15 protein-coding genes are annotated in these 14,662 nt (G+C 71.3%); 3 read left to right on the top strand and 12 right to left on the bottom strand.

What is annotated here, in order from left to right; genetic code table 11:
* Positions 1 to 26: 26 nt before the first annotated feature.
* Positions 27 to 386 carry a hypothetical protein gene (locus tag NE235_RS20825; protein ID WP_252805474.1) on the top strand — a complete coding sequence of 120 codons (360 nt, stop codon included), beginning with the start codon at positions 27 to 29 and terminating at the stop codon, positions 384 to 386.
* A gap of 129 nt (positions 387 to 515) precedes the next feature.
* On the opposite strand, the gene NE235_RS20820 is transcribed toward NE235_RS20825, so the two are convergent.
* From NE235_RS20820 to NE235_RS20805, 4 genes are all read right to left on the bottom strand, one after another.
* On the bottom strand, positions 516 to 893 hold the full coding sequence (locus NE235_RS20820) for a hypothetical protein (protein WP_252805472.1): 378 nt from the start codon (positions 891 to 893) through the stop codon (positions 516 to 518).
* Positions 894 to 1,143: 250 nt separating this feature from the next.
* Entirely contained in the window at positions 1,144 to 2,133 is a 990-nt protein-coding gene (locus NE235_RS20815; RefSeq protein ID WP_252805470.1) for a malate dehydrogenase, read from the bottom strand.
* A gap of 458 nt (positions 2,134 to 2,591) precedes the next feature.
* On the bottom strand, positions 2,592 to 4,823 hold the full coding sequence (locus NE235_RS20810; protein ID WP_252805468.1) for an NADP-dependent isocitrate dehydrogenase: 2,232 nt from the start codon (positions 4,821 to 4,823) through the stop codon (positions 2,592 to 2,594).
* Positions 4,824 to 5,158: 335 nt separating this feature from the next.
* A complete protein-coding gene (locus NE235_RS20805) occupies positions 5,159 to 5,557 on the bottom strand; it encodes a DUF3017 domain-containing protein (protein WP_252805466.1) in 399 nt (132 codons plus the stop codon).
* Positions 5,558 to 5,743: 186 nt separating this feature from the next.
* Between NE235_RS20805 and NE235_RS20800 the strand changes: the two genes are divergently transcribed.
* Positions 5,744 to 6,460, top strand: coding sequence for an FHA domain-containing protein (locus NE235_RS20800; RefSeq protein ID WP_252805464.1), 717 nt, complete (start codon positions 5,744 to 5,746; stop codon positions 6,458 to 6,460).
* A 181-nt stretch (positions 6,461 to 6,641) separates the two neighbouring features.
* Here the strand turns inward: NE235_RS20800 and NE235_RS20795 are convergent, their stop codons facing one another.
* Genes NE235_RS20795 through purN form a run of 4 tightly spaced genes read right to left on the bottom strand, consistent with a single transcriptional unit; the run spans position 6,642 to position 9,946 of the window.
* Complete coding sequence (locus NE235_RS20795) at positions 6,642 to 7,493, bottom strand: bifunctional methylenetetrahydrofolate dehydrogenase/methenyltetrahydrofolate cyclohydrolase (protein WP_252805462.1); 852 nt, start codon at positions 7,491 to 7,493, stop codon at positions 6,642 to 6,644.
* Between the two features lie 52 nt (positions 7,494 to 7,545).
* Entirely contained in the window at positions 7,546 to 7,734 is a 189-nt protein-coding gene (locus NE235_RS20790; protein ID WP_252805460.1) for a hypothetical protein, read from the bottom strand.
* Between the two features lie 56 nt (positions 7,735 to 7,790).
* The gene (purH, locus tag NE235_RS20785) at positions 7,791 to 9,341 is read right to left on the bottom strand and encodes a bifunctional phosphoribosylaminoimidazolecarboxamide formyltransferase/IMP cyclohydrolase (RefSeq protein ID WP_252805458.1); all 1,551 of its coding nucleotides are present in this window, start codon (positions 9,339 to 9,341) and stop codon (positions 7,791 to 7,793) included.
* On the bottom strand, positions 9,338 to 9,946 hold the full coding sequence (purN, locus tag NE235_RS20780; RefSeq protein ID WP_252805456.1) for a phosphoribosylglycinamide formyltransferase: 609 nt from the start codon (positions 9,944 to 9,946) through the stop codon (positions 9,338 to 9,340). The genes purH and purN overlap by 4 nt, the downstream gene beginning before the upstream one ends.
* A gap of 85 nt (positions 9,947 to 10,031) precedes the next feature.
* On the opposite strand from purN, the gene NE235_RS20775 reads away from it, so the two are divergent.
* On the top strand, positions 10,032 to 10,499 hold the full coding sequence (locus tag NE235_RS20775) for a DUF4190 domain-containing protein (RefSeq protein ID WP_252805454.1): 468 nt from the start codon (positions 10,032 to 10,034) through the stop codon (positions 10,497 to 10,499).
* 45 nt (positions 10,500 to 10,544) lie between these two features.
* On the opposite strand, the gene NE235_RS20770 is transcribed toward NE235_RS20775, so the two are convergent.
* The 4 genes from NE235_RS20770 to sucC all read right to left on the bottom strand — a co-directional run bounded on the left by NE235_RS20770 (position 10,545) and on the right by sucC (position 14,564).
* Complete coding sequence (locus NE235_RS20770) at positions 10,545 to 11,924, bottom strand: cell division protein PerM (protein ID WP_252805452.1); 1,380 nt, start codon at positions 11,922 to 11,924, stop codon at positions 10,545 to 10,547.
* Positions 11,925 to 12,095: 171 nt separating this feature from the next.
* The gene (locus NE235_RS38715) at positions 12,096 to 12,191 is read right to left on the bottom strand and encodes a DUF397 domain-containing protein (protein ID WP_406567608.1); all 96 of its coding nucleotides are present in this window, start codon (positions 12,189 to 12,191) and stop codon (positions 12,096 to 12,098) included.
* Between the two features lie 296 nt (positions 12,192 to 12,487).
* A complete protein-coding gene (sucD, locus tag NE235_RS20765) occupies positions 12,488 to 13,372 on the bottom strand; it encodes a succinate--CoA ligase subunit alpha (RefSeq protein ID WP_252785807.1) in 885 nt (294 codons plus the stop codon).
* 1 nt (position 13,373) lies between these two features.
* A complete protein-coding gene (sucC, locus tag NE235_RS20760) occupies positions 13,374 to 14,564 on the bottom strand; it encodes an ADP-forming succinate--CoA ligase subunit beta (RefSeq protein ID WP_252805450.1) in 1,191 nt (396 codons plus the stop codon).
* Between the last annotated feature and the right edge of the window lie 98 nt (positions 14,565 to 14,662).

The following is a 14,662-nucleotide window of genomic DNA, read 5'->3' as shown; positions in this document are numbered from 1 at the left end:
CCGCCCGTACCGCCATCCTTGGTGGCATGCGGCGGTATGAGGCGATAACGGTGTTCCTGCTCCTCGTCGGAGGGGTGCTGCTCCCGGTGGTCGGCTGGCTGATCGGAGCGGTGCTGCTCCTCGCCTCCTCCCGCTGGTCGATGCGCGACAAGCTGGCCGGCCTGCTGGTCTGGCCCGGCGGGCTGGCCGTGGCGGCGAGCCTCGTCGCGTTCGCCCCCACCCGGGAGTGCGTCTACGTGGACGACGCGAGCGGGCACCGGCACGGCGGCCAGTGCACGGGCGCCGCCCTGTCCGGCTGGCTGGGCGTCCCGCTCCTCATCGTCGCCATCGCGGGCCCGCTGCTCACCGCCGCCTACCTGACCTGGCGCGCCCGCCGCACGGCCTGAACCGGCCCGCCCGCCGAACCGTGACCGGGGCTCCCCGAACGCACGGCAGGGCGCGCTGAGGCACGGACGCGAAAGGCCGCCGGGTCCCCTCAGGGACCCGGCGGCCTTCACCCTCGCTCGGGAACCGCGTCAGGAGCGGTGGTCGGCCTCGGCACGCGCGAGCAGCTTCGCGACCATCTCCCGCAGCTCGACCTGCCCGGCCATCAGCTCAGGGATGACCGCGACCCGCGCCCGGATCTCGCCGAGGTCCGCGGTGTTGGCCTTGACCTGAGCCATGTCCGTCTTGAGCTCGGCGACATCCGTCTTGAGGACGGCGACATCCGTCTTGAGGACGGCGACATCCGTCTTGAGGACGGCGACATCGGTCTTGAGGACGGCGACGTCGCTCTTGACCTCTGCCATGTCGGCGGTCAGCCGGTCGAGCCGCTGCTCGATCCGGACGTGACCGGCGTCGTGATCGTTCATGCGGCTCTCCAGCACGCTGACCCGGTCCTGCGTGGTCTCCATGATGCCCATGGTGTTACCGCCTCCTCGGTGGGGGTTGAGTTGAACCGAAGAAGGGCGACCGCTGGCTGCGGTGAGTCTTCTTCAAGCTCCTCACGTCCGTCTGCACGCCCACCCAGACGGCCTCGACGCGGGGACACGACCATCGCTGGCCGACACGGTGATGGCGCTTGAAGCGGTGACTCCGGGAGTAAGAGTCACAGAGGTCACCCTCCGCGTCAACTCGATCACACAGGGAAGTGGTGACGTGAGATCAGATCAGGCCGAGGTTGCGGACGGCGTCGCGCTCCTCCTCCAGCTCGCGCACCGAGGCGTCGATGCGCTCGCGCGAGAAGTCGTTGATCTCCAGGCCCTGAACGATCTCCCACTTGCCGTCCTTGCACACCACCGGGAACGACGAGATCAGGCCCTCCGGAACGCCGTACGACCCGTCGGAGACGACCGCCATGGAGGTCCAATCACCCTCGGCGGTGCCGTTCACCCAGGTGTGGACGTGGTCGATGGCCGCGCTGGCCGCCGAGGCCGCCGAGGACGCGCCGCGGGCCTCGATGATGGCGGCGCCGCGCTTGGCGACCGTCGGGATGAAGGTGTCGCGCAGCCAGCCCTCGTCGTTCACGACCTCGGCGGCGTTCCGGCCGGCGACCTCGGCGTGGAAGATGTCGGGGTACTGCGTCGCGGAGTGGTTGCCCCAGATGGCGATCTTCTTGATGTCCGCGACCGGCGTCTCGACCTTCTTGGACAGCTGCGCGATCGCGCGGTTGTGGTCGAGGCGGGTCATCGCGGTGAAGCGGTCGGCCGGGACGTCGGGGGCGTGCGACTTGGCGATCAGCGCGTTGGTGTTCGCCGGGTTCCCGACCACGAGCACCCGCACGTCGTCGGCGGCGCCGGCGTTGATCGCCTCGCCCTGCGGCTTGAAGATGCCGCCGTTGGCCTCGAGGAGGTCACCGCGCTCCATGCCCTTCGTGCGCGGTCGGGCGCCGACCAGCAGCGCGACGTTCGTCCCGTCGAAGGCCTTCTTCAGGTCGTCCGTGACGTCGATGCCCGCGAGCAGCGGGAAGGCGGCGTCGTCGAGCTCCATCGCGGTGCCCTCGGCGGCCTTGACGGCCTGCGGGATCTCCAGCAGGCGCAGGTGCACGGGTACGTCCGGGCCGAGCAGCTGCCCCGAGGCGATGCGGAAGAGCAGCGCGTAGCCGATCTGGCCGGCCGCGCCGGTGACGGTCACGTTCACGGGAGTGCGAGTCATCGTGGTCTCCTGCTGATACGAGGCCCTTATCGAGCGGCGAGCGAAGCTCCGATCGGGTCTCTCGTCGTCGAGATATTCCAGCCGTCAGGCTACCGCGCGCCCGATCCGGCCCCCGCACCGCCTATCGCGGTCCCCGCGCCAGTAGCCCCGGCACCCGACTGTGCTTCGCGACCATGTCCTCGAGCCCGCCTCCGAGGCATCGTTCCGATGACCTACACTCAGTGACGTACGCCCCGGATCCGCTTCCACCGCAAGGTGCGCGCCCGGGGCAGACCCTTTTCTGGGCTCGCCACAGCAGTCGAGACAGAGCCACCCCACACCGAGCGTAATGAAGAGATCACTGTCCGCCCGGCGCACCATGGTCAGAAACGGCGAGGGCCGCCCACCGGGCACGGCGGGCGGCTCTCGCGGAGTGGGAGATCAGGCCTTTGTCAGGTCACGCGATGCCGGTGTGAGCGTCACGCGGACGGCGCGGTGACCGTCGCGAGGGCCTGGTTGAACGTCTCCGACGGGCGCATGACGGCGGTGGCCTTGGCCGGGTCGGGGTTGTAGTAGCCGCCGATGTCGGCCGGGGAGCCCTGGACCGCGAGCAGCTCCTCGACGATCTTGCTCTCCTGTGCGGTCAGCGTCTCGGCGAGCGGGCCGAATGCCTTGGCCAGGTCGGCGTCGTCGGTCTGCCCGGCCAGCTCCCGCGCCCAGTACAGCGCCAGGTAGAAGTGGCTGCCGCGGTTGTCAATGCCGCCCAGGCGGCGGGTCGGGGACTTGTCCTCGTTGAGGAAGGTCTCCGTGGCGCGGTCGAGGGTGTCGGCGAGGACCTGGGCGCGGGCGTTGCCCGTCGTCTGCGCGAGCTGCTCGAAGCTCACCGCGAGGGCGAGGAACTCTCCCAGGCTGTCCCAGCGCAGGTAGTTCTCCTTGACCAGCTGCTGGACGTGCTTGGGCGCCGAGCCGCCGGCGCCCGTCTCGAACAGGCCGCCGCCGTTGATCAGCGGCACGACCGACAGCATCTTGGCGCTGGTGCCCAGCTCCAGGATCGGGAACAGGTCGGTCAGGTAGTCCCGCAGCACGTTGCCGGTGACGGAGATGGTGTTCTCGCCGCGGCGGATCCGCTCCAGGGAGAAGGCCGTCGCCTCGACCGGGGACTTGATCTCGATCTGCAGGCCCGTGGTGTCGTGCTCGGGCAGGTACTGCTCGACCTTGGCGATCAGGGAGGCGTCGTGGGCGCGGTCCCGGTCGAGCCAGAACACGGCCGGGTCACCGGTCGCGCGGGCGCGGCTGACGGCGAGCTTGACCCAGTCCCGGATCGCGGCGTCCTTGGTCTGGCACATGCGGAAGATGTCGCCGGCGCCCACCGTCTGCTCGAGGACGACCTCGCCGGCCTCGTCGAGGACCCGGACCGTACCGGTGGTCGGGATCTCGAAGGTCTTGTCGTGGCTGCCGTACTCCTCGGCCTGCTGCGCCATCAGGCCGACGTTCGGGACGGAGCCCATCGTGGCGGGGTCGAAGGCGCCGTTCGCCCGGCAGTCGTCGATGACGACCTGGTACACGCCGGCGTAGCTGCTGTCCGGGATGACGGCGAGCGTGTCGTGCTCCTGGCCGTCCGGGCCCCACATGTGACCGGAAGTGCGGATCATCGCCGGCATCGAGGCGTCGACGATGACGTCGCTGGGGACGTGCAGGTTGGTGATGCCGCGGTCGGAGTCGACCATCGCGAGCTCCGGGCCGGCGGCGATCTCGGCCTCGAAGGACGCCTTGATCTCCGCGCCCTCGGGGAGTGACTCCAGGCCCCGGAGGATCCCGCCGAGGCCGTCGTTCGGCGTCAGACCGGCCTTCGCGAGGGTCTCACCATACTTGGCGAACGTGTTCGGGAAGAAGGCGCGCACCACGTGGCCGAAGATGATCGGGTCGGAGACCTTCATCATCGTGGCCTTCAGGTGCACGGAGAACAGCACACCCTCGGCCTTGGCCCGCGCGACCTGCGCGGTGAGGAACTCCCGCAGCGCGGCGACGCGCATGACGGACGCGTCGACGACCTCGCCCGCCAGGACGGGTACCGACTCGCGCAGGACGGTGGTGGAGCCGTCGTCGCCCGCGAGTTCGATCCGCAGCGAGCCCGCCTCGGCGATCACCACGGACTTCTCGGTGGAGCAGAAGTCGTCGGCCGTCATGTGCACGACGTTGGTCTTCGACTCCGGCGTCCAGGCGCCCATGCGGTGCGGATGGGTCTTGGCGTAGTTCTTGACCGACGCGGGTGCCCGGCGGTCGGAGTTGCCCTGCCGCAGCACCGGGTTCACCGCGCTGCCCTTGATCCGGTCGTACCGCGCCCGGACCTCGCGCTGCTCGTCGGTCTTCGGGTCGTCGGGGTAGTCCGGCAGCGCGTAGCCCTGCTCCCGCAGCTCGGCGATCGCGGCCTTCAGCTGCGGGATCGAGGCCGAGATGTTCGGCAGCTTGATGACGTTCGCACCGGGGGTGTCGACCAGCTCGCCGAGCTCAGCGAGCGCGTCCGGGATGCGCTGGTCCTCCGTGAGGTACTCCGGGAAGGCGGCGATGATGCGCCCGGCCAGGGAGATGTCACGGGTCTCCACGGTGACGCCGGCGGTCGAGGCGTATGCCTGGATCACAGGCAGGAACGAATACGTCGCCAGGGCGGGCGCCTCGTCCGTGTGCGTGTAGATGATGGTCGAATCAGTCACCGGGTGCTCCGCTTCACGCTCAACAACATTCGTCAGCAACTCTCATCTCGAGACAGATGGGCGGGGTCGGCCGCCCTCGGCAGGTCTCAGTCGATCCCTCACGTTCCTTGTCGACCAGACGGGTTCCGCGGAGCCCCAGGTGCGCGGCCGGCACGCGATCCACTCCGGTCCGGGGAGACACCTGGTGAGGTGTGGTGACCGCGGTGGGGTGGACGTTCCGATCGGCATGAGTGACCTGGGGGCGCACTTTCCAGTAAGGCTACGGGCTCGTTACCTGCAGCTTGCATCATCCCACTGCGCATCCGGGAGGCGAGCGCAGAGGTGGGGCTTGCGGGTCACTGCCCCTTCGCCACGAACGCGACGAGCGTGACACCGACCGCCGCGACCGTCATGAGACCGACGTCCATCCACCGGCGGCGTACGGCGAGCATGCCGGTCTGGCTCTCCGGCAGCACCAGGCGGGCGAGCGCGCCGATGAACACGGCGGCGGCGATGAGCATGCCGCCCCGCCGGAAGTGGTTGGTCGCGACCACGGCCAGGCCGGCGGCGACGCCGCAGAGGACGAAGGTGTACGGCAACTGGCCGAGCCATCGTGGCACCGCCGGGCGGGCCGGCGCGCGCTCCGTGCGCCGCGGGGACGGCGGCGTCTTCGGGCCGGGCACGGGTTGCGCCGCGGCGGGAACGTCCCCCAGAGACGTGTCCTGGGTGTCCGGTGACCCGTACTGCTCCGACATACCCCCTATCTTGGCAGCGCCCGCGGGTGGTGCGCCCGCCTCCGGCGCGAACAGGGGCCCTTCCCGGCGGGTCGAATGTCCCGTAATCTCCGGTGTACTCGGCCTTACCCGCCGGTAGGCGGGTGTGACCATCGCCGGTCCGGGTAACCAGGCAGACAGGGGTCGCTAACTACTGGAGGGACCGCTGTGGAGGGCCCGTACATACGGATCGAAGAAACCGGCACGGTACTACCACTGCGCTCCGAGGTCACGACGATCGGACGAGGCCGGGGCGTGGACATACGACTCGACGATCCCAGCGTGTCCCGGTTGCACGCCGAACTGGTCCGCCGCGGCCCGTACGTCTATGTCGTGGATCTCGGCCTGTCACGCAACGGCACGCGGGTGAACGGCCGCCCGATCGCCCGGCGCGTGCTCGAGGACGGTGACGTGGTCAGCTTCGGCGCCGCGCGCTGCCGGATGGGCGGCATCCCGCGCGAGGACGTCGACCCGGACGTCGAACTGCGCCGCGCCGTCGCCCCGGAGCTCACCCGCCGCGAGATCGACGTGCTGACGTCGCTGTGCCGTCCCGCCCTGTCCGACGAGGCGTTCGTCGCCCCCGCGACGGCCCGGGAGATCGCCACCGACCTGGTGGTGACCGAGGCGGCGGTCAAGCAGCACCTGCTCCGGCTGTACCAGAAGTTCCGCATCCCGGAGGGCGCCAACCGGCGCACCCGGCTGGCCAACGAGGTGATCGCGCTCGGGCTGGTCCGCCCGCTGCCGCCCGTGCACGTGCCGCCCCAGGGCGGCCGCGCGCCGGAGCAGGCGCGCCGCCCCGACGGCGCCCGGCCGGGCACGCCGCCGCAGCCGCGCCAGCCGATGACACCCGGCCAGCCGACCGCCCCGGGACGCCGCGCGAGCTGACCTCCCGCGCCGGGCGCGCCCGGCGCACCCGGCGACACGACGCCCGGCCGGTCGGACCGAGGCCGGGGCGTTCCCGTGCGGAAGGCCGCCGGCCTGCGCTCCGCGGGGAGACCGCCGGCCGGCGCCGGCCCTTTCGGAGCGGGCGCCGGACGGCCGGTCCGTGGCTCAGTGGCTCAGTGGCTCAGGCCGAGGCCTTCTCCGCGGCCTCGACGACGTTCGCGAGGAGCATGGCGCGGGTCATGGGGCCCACGCCGCCGGGCATGGGCGCGATCCAGCCGGCGACGTCGCGGACGCCAGGGTGGACGTCGCCGACGAGGCCCTCGTCGGTGCGCGTGATGCCGACGTCGAGCACGGCCGCGCCGGGCTTGACCATGTCCGCGGTGAGCAGGCCGGGGACGCCGGCGGCGACGACGACGATGTCGGCCCCGCGGGTGTGCGCCGCGAGGTCCTTGGTGCCGGTGTGGCAGGTGGTGACGGTGGCGTTCTCGGAGCGGCGCGTGAGCAGCAGGCCGAGCGCCCGGCCCACGGTGATGCCGCGGCCGATGACGGTGACATCGGCGCCCCGGATCGGCACGTCATGGCGGCGCAGCAGTTCGACGATGCCGCGCGGCGTGCACGGCAGCGCGCCGGGCTGCATCAGCACCAGGCGCCCGAGGTTGACCGGGTGCAGGCCGTCGGCGTCCTTCGTCGGATCGATGCGTTCGAGGACCCGCTGCTCGTCCAGGCCCTTGGGCAGCGGCAGCTGGACGATGTAGCCGGTGCAGGCGGGGTCGGCGTTGAGCTCGTCCACGGCGGCCTCGACCTCCGCCTGGGTGGCGGTGGCCGGCAGGTCGCGCCGGATGCTGGCGATCCCCACCTCGGCGCAGTCGCGGTGCTTGCCCGCGACGTACGCCTGGCTTCCCGGGTCGTCGCCCACGAGCACGGTGCCCAGCCCGGGAACGATGCCCTGCTCGCGCAGCGCGTCGACGCGCTGCTTCAGTTCCGCGCGGATCGCCGCCGCGGTCGCCTTGCCGTCGAGAATTCGTGCGGTCACCGTTTGATTCTCTCAGGCGGGGAAGGAAGAGGCTCGATCGACCCGAGGAGGATTACAGCTCGTCCTGGTCGGCCCGCTGACGCCACGCGACGAGGCGGTCCGTCAGGTGCCAGCTCGCGGACCCCGCGAGAACGGCGGCCAGCACGGCTGCGATGAGGCCGATCAGGGGGCGGACCTGGTCGGTGAGCGCCGCGCTGCGGATGACCGCTGCCACGCCGAACTCGAGGATTCCGTTCGCCACGGGGTCTCCCTGGGGGTGTGGTCGCCGGGGCGGAGGGCCCCGGCGACCCGATGGGGTCAGTGGAAGAAGTGGCGGACCCCGGTGAAGTAGAGGGTCACGCCGGCCTTGGCGGCCGCTTCGATCACCTCGTCGTCATGAATCGAACCGCCGGGTTCGACAATAGCCCGCACTCCGGAGTCCGCGAGCACCTGAAGGCCGTCGGGGAAGGGGAAGAAGGCGTCCGAGGCACCCACCGATCCGGTGGTGCGGTCCCCCGCCCGGGACACCGCGAGGCGGGCGGAGTCGACCCGGTTGACCTGGCCCATGCCGACCCCGACGGTGGCGCCGTCGGCGGCGAGCAGGATGGCGTTCGACTTGACCGAGCGGCAGGCGCGCCAGGCGAACGCCAGGTCGCGGAGGGTGGCCTCGTCGACCGGCTCACCGGTCTTGAGCTGCCAGTTCGCCGGGTCGTCGCCGGAGGCGTCGATCCGGTCCCGCGTCTGGAGGAGCAGGCCGCCGTCGATCTGCCGGGTGTCCACCTGGGCGGCCGGGCCCTCCGGGCAGACGAGCAGCCGGAGGTTCTTCTTCTTGCCCGTGAGGAGCTCCAGGGCCTCGTCCTCGAAGCCGGGAGCGACGATCACCTCGGTGAAGATGTCGGCGAGCTGGCGCGCCATTTCGGCCGATACCGGCCTATTGGTGGCGATCACGCCGCCGTACGCCGACACCGGGTCGCAGGCGTGCGCCTTGCGGTGCGCCTCGGCGATGTCGGCGCCGATCGCGATGCCGCACGGGTTGGCGTGCTTGATGATCGCGACACACGGCTCGGTGAAGTCGTACGCGGCGCGGCGGGCCGCGTCGGCGTCGACGTAGTTGTTGTAGGACATCTCCTTGCCGTGCAGCTGCTCCGCCCCGGCCAGGCCGCCCTCGCCGTCCGTGTAGAGCGCCGCCTCCTGGTGGGGGTTCTCCCCGTAGCGCAGGACACTCTGGCGGGTGCGGACCGCGCCGATGACGTCCGGCCAGCGGGTGTCGCCGTCCGGCGCGTACGCGCTCGCGAACCACGACGCCACCGCGACGTCGTACGACGCGGTGTGAGCGTAGGCCTGGGCCGCGAGCCGCTTGCGCTCCGCCAGCTCGAAACCGCCGCGGCGCACGGCGTCGAGGACCTGGTCGTACGCCGCCGGGTCGACGACGACGGCCACGGTCTGGTGGTTCTTGGCGGCGGCGCGCACCATCGCCGGGCCGCCGATGTCGATCTGCTCGACGATCTCGTCAGGGGCGGCGCCGGAGGCGACGGTCTCCCGGAAGGGGTACAGGTTGGAGATCAGCAGGTCGAACGGCTCGACGTGCAGGTCCTCCAGCTGCTGGACGTGGTCCGGGTTCCGGCGGTCGGCCAGAAGCCCCGCGTGCACCTTCGGGTGCAGGGTCTTGACCCGGCCGTCGAGGCACTCGGGGAAGCCGGTGAGCTTCTCGACCTTCATGACCGGGACGCCCGCCTCGGCGATGCGCGCGGCCGTCGACCCGGTGGAGACGATCTCTACACCGGCCTCGTGCAGGCCCCTGGCGAGCCCTTCGAGTCCGGTCTTGTCGTAGACGCTGATCAGCGCCCGCTTGATCGCGATACGGGTCACCCGATCCTCACTCTCCTGTTCTCGATGGTCCATCCCTCGCGGACCAGACGGCCCACGGTGCCCACGAGCAGCGGGCGTTCGACCGCCTTGATCCGCTCGTGCAGCGAGTCTTCGTCATCGTCGTCCAGGACCGGCACGGTCTCCTGGGCGATGATCGGCCCGGTGTCGACGCCGGCGTCCACGAAGTGCGCCGTGCAGCCGGTCACCTTGACGCCGTACTCCAGCGCCTCGCGCGGCCCATGGGTGCCCGGGAAGGCGGGGAGCAGCGCCGGATGGGTGTTGATCACCCGGCCGCCGAAGCGGTCGAGGAACCGTTTGCCGAGAATCTTCATGAAGCCGGCCGACACGACCAGGTCCGGGGTGTACGCGGCGACCGCGTCGGTCAGCGCCGCGTCCCACGCGTCCCGGTTGGGATGGTCCGTCACGCGGACGACGAAGGTCGGCACTCCGGCGCGCTCGGCGCGGCGCAGCCCCTCGATGTCGTCGCGGTCGGCGCCCACGGCACTGACCCGCGCGCCATAAGCTGGATCGACACACGCGTCGAGCAGCGCTTGTAGGTTGGTCCCCGCACCGGAGACGAGGACGACGAGCCGGGCGGACACCATTTCTCCCCAGGAATGACTGGTGGGCGGGCCGTATCAGCCTATCGGCCGCCGCTCGGCTCGGCTCAGCCGACACCAGGAGGACCAGTTGAGTGACGCGCCAGGCCCCGATCAGGCCGGGCCGCAGACGCAGCTCCCCGACCCGCCCCGTCCGCCCCTGCCGCCGACCGCGCCCGAGCGCGGCGGCCCCCGGGCACGGCTTCTCGGTATCGCCGGACTCGTCCTGACGGTCCTGTTCCTCCCGGCCGGCCTCGTGCTGTCCATCGCGGCGCTCGTGACGGGTGTGCGCTCCCGCAAGCGGGCGCGGCGGGTCCTCGCCCCGGCGCCCGGCGCGGTCGCCGGGATCGTCCTGGCCGTGATCAGCCTCGTTCTGGCCCTCTCCCAGATCACGCTGTACGCGATCGCGTGGGACGACCTCAACGGCTACGTCACGTGCCGTGAGTCGGCCCTCACGATCGACGACAAGAAGACCTGCCAGGATGAGTACCTGCCGCGGATCGAGCACCGCTTCCACCTGCCGAAGGGCTCCCTGCGGCAGGATCCCTCCTGGCCCTGACCGGGCTGGGCGCCGCTCAGTGGTCGCTCGCGGGACCCGGGCCGCTCAGTGGTCGCTCGCGGGGCGTTTCCTGAGCGGGATGACGCCCTCGGGCAGCGGCTCGTCGACGGTGGCCAGCACCGGGTCCGGTTCCTCGAACTCGAGTTCCTCGGTGTCCTGATCGTCGTCCAGGGGCGCCTGGCCGGATGGGGGCGTACGCCGCGCCAGCCGCCAGTTCGCGATCCAGGCGGCGATCGCCGCCGACACCCCCACCTCCAGCGCGGCCAGCAGCCCCGTCTGCCACGCGGAGGGTCCCATCACCGCCATGCGCCCGCCGCCGAGCGGGCCTCCGGACAGCGCGGCGAGGAAGGCGATCACACCCCCGGTCGCCACGCCGGACACGAACCCCCACAGCGGTGCCGCCTCGGTCGCCTCGGTCGGCTGGTACCGAATCGTGAAGACACCGCCGACGGCTCCGGCGACGAACGGCACCGCCAGCGCGAACAGCGACACGGCCGGCGCCGGGCCAGGTTCCGGCAGCGCGGCGAACGGCGGGAAGGCGGGGATCATGCCGACGAACACCCCGGACGGTGACACGCTCGTGCCCGCGCCGACCGCGAACCCCGGCCCCACGGCGTACGCGACGGCCCAGAGCGCGGCGTTCGGCAGGTACACCAGCCCGATCAGCACCAGCAGGACGCCGCCGACCACGCCCGGTTTGAGCACGTCGTAGAGGTTCTTGGCCTCGGACAGGTGGAACAGCAGCGACGTCAGGAAGATCAGGACTCCGAAGCCGAGCAGGACCGCCGTCGCGCCGGTGACCCCGGCGGCCACGGAACGGGCCCGCCGGGGCAGCAGCCCCAGCATCGCGACCCAGGGCGCGCGGTTGGTCGTCGAGACCAGGGTCCGCGCCGCCCCGAGACCGCCGGCGATCATGGCCAGCAGGAAGCACAGCAGCAGCGCCTGCCACGCCGACGGCCGGATGGCCGACGAGCTCGCCACGAGCGCGAGCAGACCGGACAGCACCGCGTACGGGATCGCCAGCGCGAACGCGGCGTGCGTGACCCCGATGCGGTACCGGCCCCGCACCCGGCCGGTCCGCGCGATCCAGCCGCCGGCGCGGAACAGCAGCGCGCCCGGCAGGACCATCAGCCCGAGCGGCAGCAGCCCGACCCGGCCGCGGGGCACCGTGAACCCGGCGTGGTGCGCCATCAGCCAGAACCCGACCGCCGTGCGGAAGACGCCGGGCAGGCCGGTGCCGAGCGCGCCGCGCGGCGCGGCGATCCAGCCGAGCAGCGTGATGGTCGTCAGGACGGTCAGCCCGATGCCCGCCGCCCAGACCGCCGCCACGATGCCGGAGACGGCGAGCGGGCGCGTCACCGTCTCGGCCACGGGCGGCAGGCCGGTCTTCTCTAGCTCCGCGTCGTCGTGGTCCGTCGTGGTCATCGGTCGCTCACCACTCCTCACTCGCTGCGGGCCTCCCCATGCTGGCAGCGCCGAACGGGCCATTCCGCGCATCCGCCCGGCGTGTCGCCGCATCACCGGGCGCCGCCCGGCCCGGGGCGCGGATGCGAGAAGCCCCGCCAGAGGGCCGGCGGGGCTTCGGCGGATCGCGATCTATGGGGTGGTTTCGACTCCTCGGTCGAGGACGACAGCGACTTCTACGCAGTCGCCCCCGTTCGAGGAGTAGCTGCTTTTCGTCCAGGTGGCCACTGATCCTCCGGAAGGTGCTAGGAGGCAATAAAGGATCCCGCCGGCTCCCCGCGGAAGACGGGTCGACGGGCACTGTGCGACCGGGCCCGGTCGGCGGGAGTGATCGCAGAGTACCCTCTGACGTCGCGGTTGTCACAAGGCAGTCAAAGCCTCTATTCGCTGCGTGATGAGGTTCGGTGACTCTTCACCCGGCGGCTCGAACGCCGCCGGACGCGCGAAACGTTCCCCGCCCCCGAACGCGAAGACGCCCGGCCGGGCGAACCCGGCCGGGCGTCTTCGACGGCTGCCCCGCGGAATCAGGCGGACATGATCTCGCGCATGAGGCGGGCGGTCTCGCTCGGGGTCTTGCCGACCCGGACGCCGACCTTCTCCAGGGCCTCCTTCTTGGCCTGCGCCGTGCCGGAGGAGCCGGAGACGATCGCGCCGGCGTGGCCCATCGTCTTGCCCTCGGGGGCGGTGAAGCCCGCGACGTAGCCGACGACCGGCTTGGTGACGTGCTGCTCGATGTACGCGGCGGCGCGCTCCTCGGCGTCGCCGCCGATCTCACCGATCATCACGATCGCGTCGGTCTCGGGGTCGGCCTGGAACGCCTCGAGGGCGTCGATGTGCGTGGTGCCGATGACCGGGTCGCCGCCGATGCCGACGCAGGTGGAGAAGCCGATGTCACGCAGCTCGTACATCATCTGGTAGGTCAGCGTGCCGGACTTGCTGACCAGGCCGATGCGGCCGGGGCTGGTGATGTCGGCCGGGATGATCCCGGCGTTGGACTTGCCCGGCGAGGCGATGCCGGGGCAGTTCGGGCCGATGATGCGGGTCTTGCCGCCCTTCTCGACCGCGTGCTTCCAGAACCAGGTGCTGTCGTGCACCGGGATGCCCTCGGTGATCACGACGCACAGCGGGATCTCCGCGTCGATGGCCTCGACGACGGCGTCCTTGGTGAACTTCGGCGGCACGAATACCACCGACACGTCGGCGCCGGTCTGCTCCATCGCCTCGGCGACGGTGCCGAACACCGGGAGGTCCCGGCCCTCGTGCGTGACGGTCTGCCCGGCCTTGCGGGCGTTGACGCCGCCGACGACGTTCGTGCCGGCGCGCAGCATACGGGCGGTGTGCTTGGAACCCTCACCGCCGGTCATCCCCTGGACGATGACCTTGCTGTTCTCGGTCAGCCAGATCGCCATCTCATGCCCCCTGCGCGGCCAGCTCGGCGGCACGGCGGGCCGCTTCGTCCATCGTCTCTACCTGCTGAATGACCGGGATCGCGGCCTCGTTGAGGATGCGCCGGCCCTCCTCCGCGTTGTTACCGTCGAGCCGGACCACGATCGGCCGGTCGACGGTCTCGCCGCGGTCGCCCAGCAGCTTCACGGCCTGGACGATGCCGTTGGCGACGGCGTCACCGGAGGTGATGCCGCCGAACACGTTGATGAAGACGCTCTTGACGTCGGGGTCGCCCAGCACGATCTCCATGCCGTTGGCCATGACCTCGGCCGAGGCGCCGCCGCCGATGTCGAGGAAGTTGGCCGGCTTCTGGCCGCCGAACTCCTCACCGGCGTACGCGACGACGTCGAGCGTCGACATGACCAGGCCCGCGCCGTTGCCGATGATGCCGACGGAGCCGTCGAGCTTGACGTAGTTGAGGTCCTTCTCCTTGGCCTTGGCCTCGAGCGGGTCGGCCGCGGCCTTGTCCTCCAGGGCCTCGTGCTCGGCCTGGCGGAAGGTCGCGTTGTCGTCGAGGGTGACCTTGCCGTCGAGGGCGACGACCCGGCCGTCCTCCGTGAGGATCAGCGGGTTGACCTCGACGAGAAGGGCGTCCTCGTCGACGAAGACGGCCCACAGGCGCTCGATGAGCTCGGCCGCGCCGTCCAGGGCCTCGGCCGGCAGCCGGCCGGCGGCCGCGATCTCGCGGGCCTTGGCCCGGTCGACGCCGGTCAGGGCCGAGATCGGCACCTTGGCCACCGCGTCCGGCTTGGTCGCGGCGACCTCCTCGATCTCCATGCCGCCCTCGACCGAGCAGATGGACAGGAACGTCCGGTTGGCGCGGTCGAGCAGGAACGAGAAGTAGTACTCCTGGGCGATGGCGCTGGCCTCTTCGACGAGGACCTTGTGGACCGTGTGGCCCTTGATGTCCATGCCGAGGATCTGCCGTGCCTTCTCCTCGGCGTCCGCGGGTGAGTCGGCCACCTTCACGCCACCGGCCTTGCCACGGCCGCCGGTCTTCACCTGCGCCTTGACGACGACGCGCGAGGTGCCGGCCGCGGCGAACTCCTCGGCGATCGCGCGGGCCTCCTCCGGCGTGGTGGCGATCTTGCCGGTGGGGACCGGGACGCCGTACTCCGCGAAGAGCTCCTTCGCCTGATGTTCGAACAGGTCCACGGGGGTCCGTCCTTAACGGGATCGACAGCTAACGACCGCGTCCAGCGGTCCGCTCCGACCAGGCAGCCTAGTCCTTCCATCACACGGCGCGGGCCGGT

This window comes from Actinoallomurus spadix, assembly GCF_024055725.1.
GTDB lineage: Bacteria > Actinomycetota > Actinomycetes > Streptosporangiales > Streptosporangiaceae > Actinoallomurus > Actinoallomurus spadix.
Note: the sequence above shows the minus strand (reverse complement) of the source record. Positions and strands in the feature narration are given on the sequence as shown.

Excerpts from the sequence above, each read along its gene's own strand:
- NE235_RS20825 (WP_252805474.1), top strand. The coding sequence starts at position 27 with ATGCGGCGGTATGAGGCGATAACGGTGTTCCTGCTCCTCGTCGGAGGG.
- NE235_RS20820 (WP_252805472.1), bottom strand. The coding sequence starts at position 893 with ATGGAGACCACGCAGGACCGGGTCAGCGTGCTGGAGAGCCGCATGAAC.
- NE235_RS20815 (WP_252805470.1), bottom strand. The coding sequence starts at position 2,133 with ATGACTCGCACTCCCGTGAACGTGACCGTCACCGGCGCGGCCGGCCAG.
- NE235_RS20805 (WP_252805466.1), bottom strand. The coding sequence starts at position 5,557 with ATGTCGGAGCAGTACGGGTCACCGGACACCCAGGACACGTCTCTGGGG.
- purN (WP_252805456.1), bottom strand. The coding sequence starts at position 9,946 with ATGGTGTCCGCCCGGCTCGTCGTCCTCGTCTCCGGTGCGGGGACCAAC.
- NE235_RS20770 (WP_252805452.1), bottom strand. The coding sequence starts at position 11,924 with ATGACCACGACGGACCACGACGACGCGGAGCTAGAGAAGACCGGCCTG.
- sucD (WP_252785807.1), bottom strand. The coding sequence starts at position 13,372 with ATGGCGATCTGGCTGACCGAGAACAGCAAGGTCATCGTCCAGGGGATG.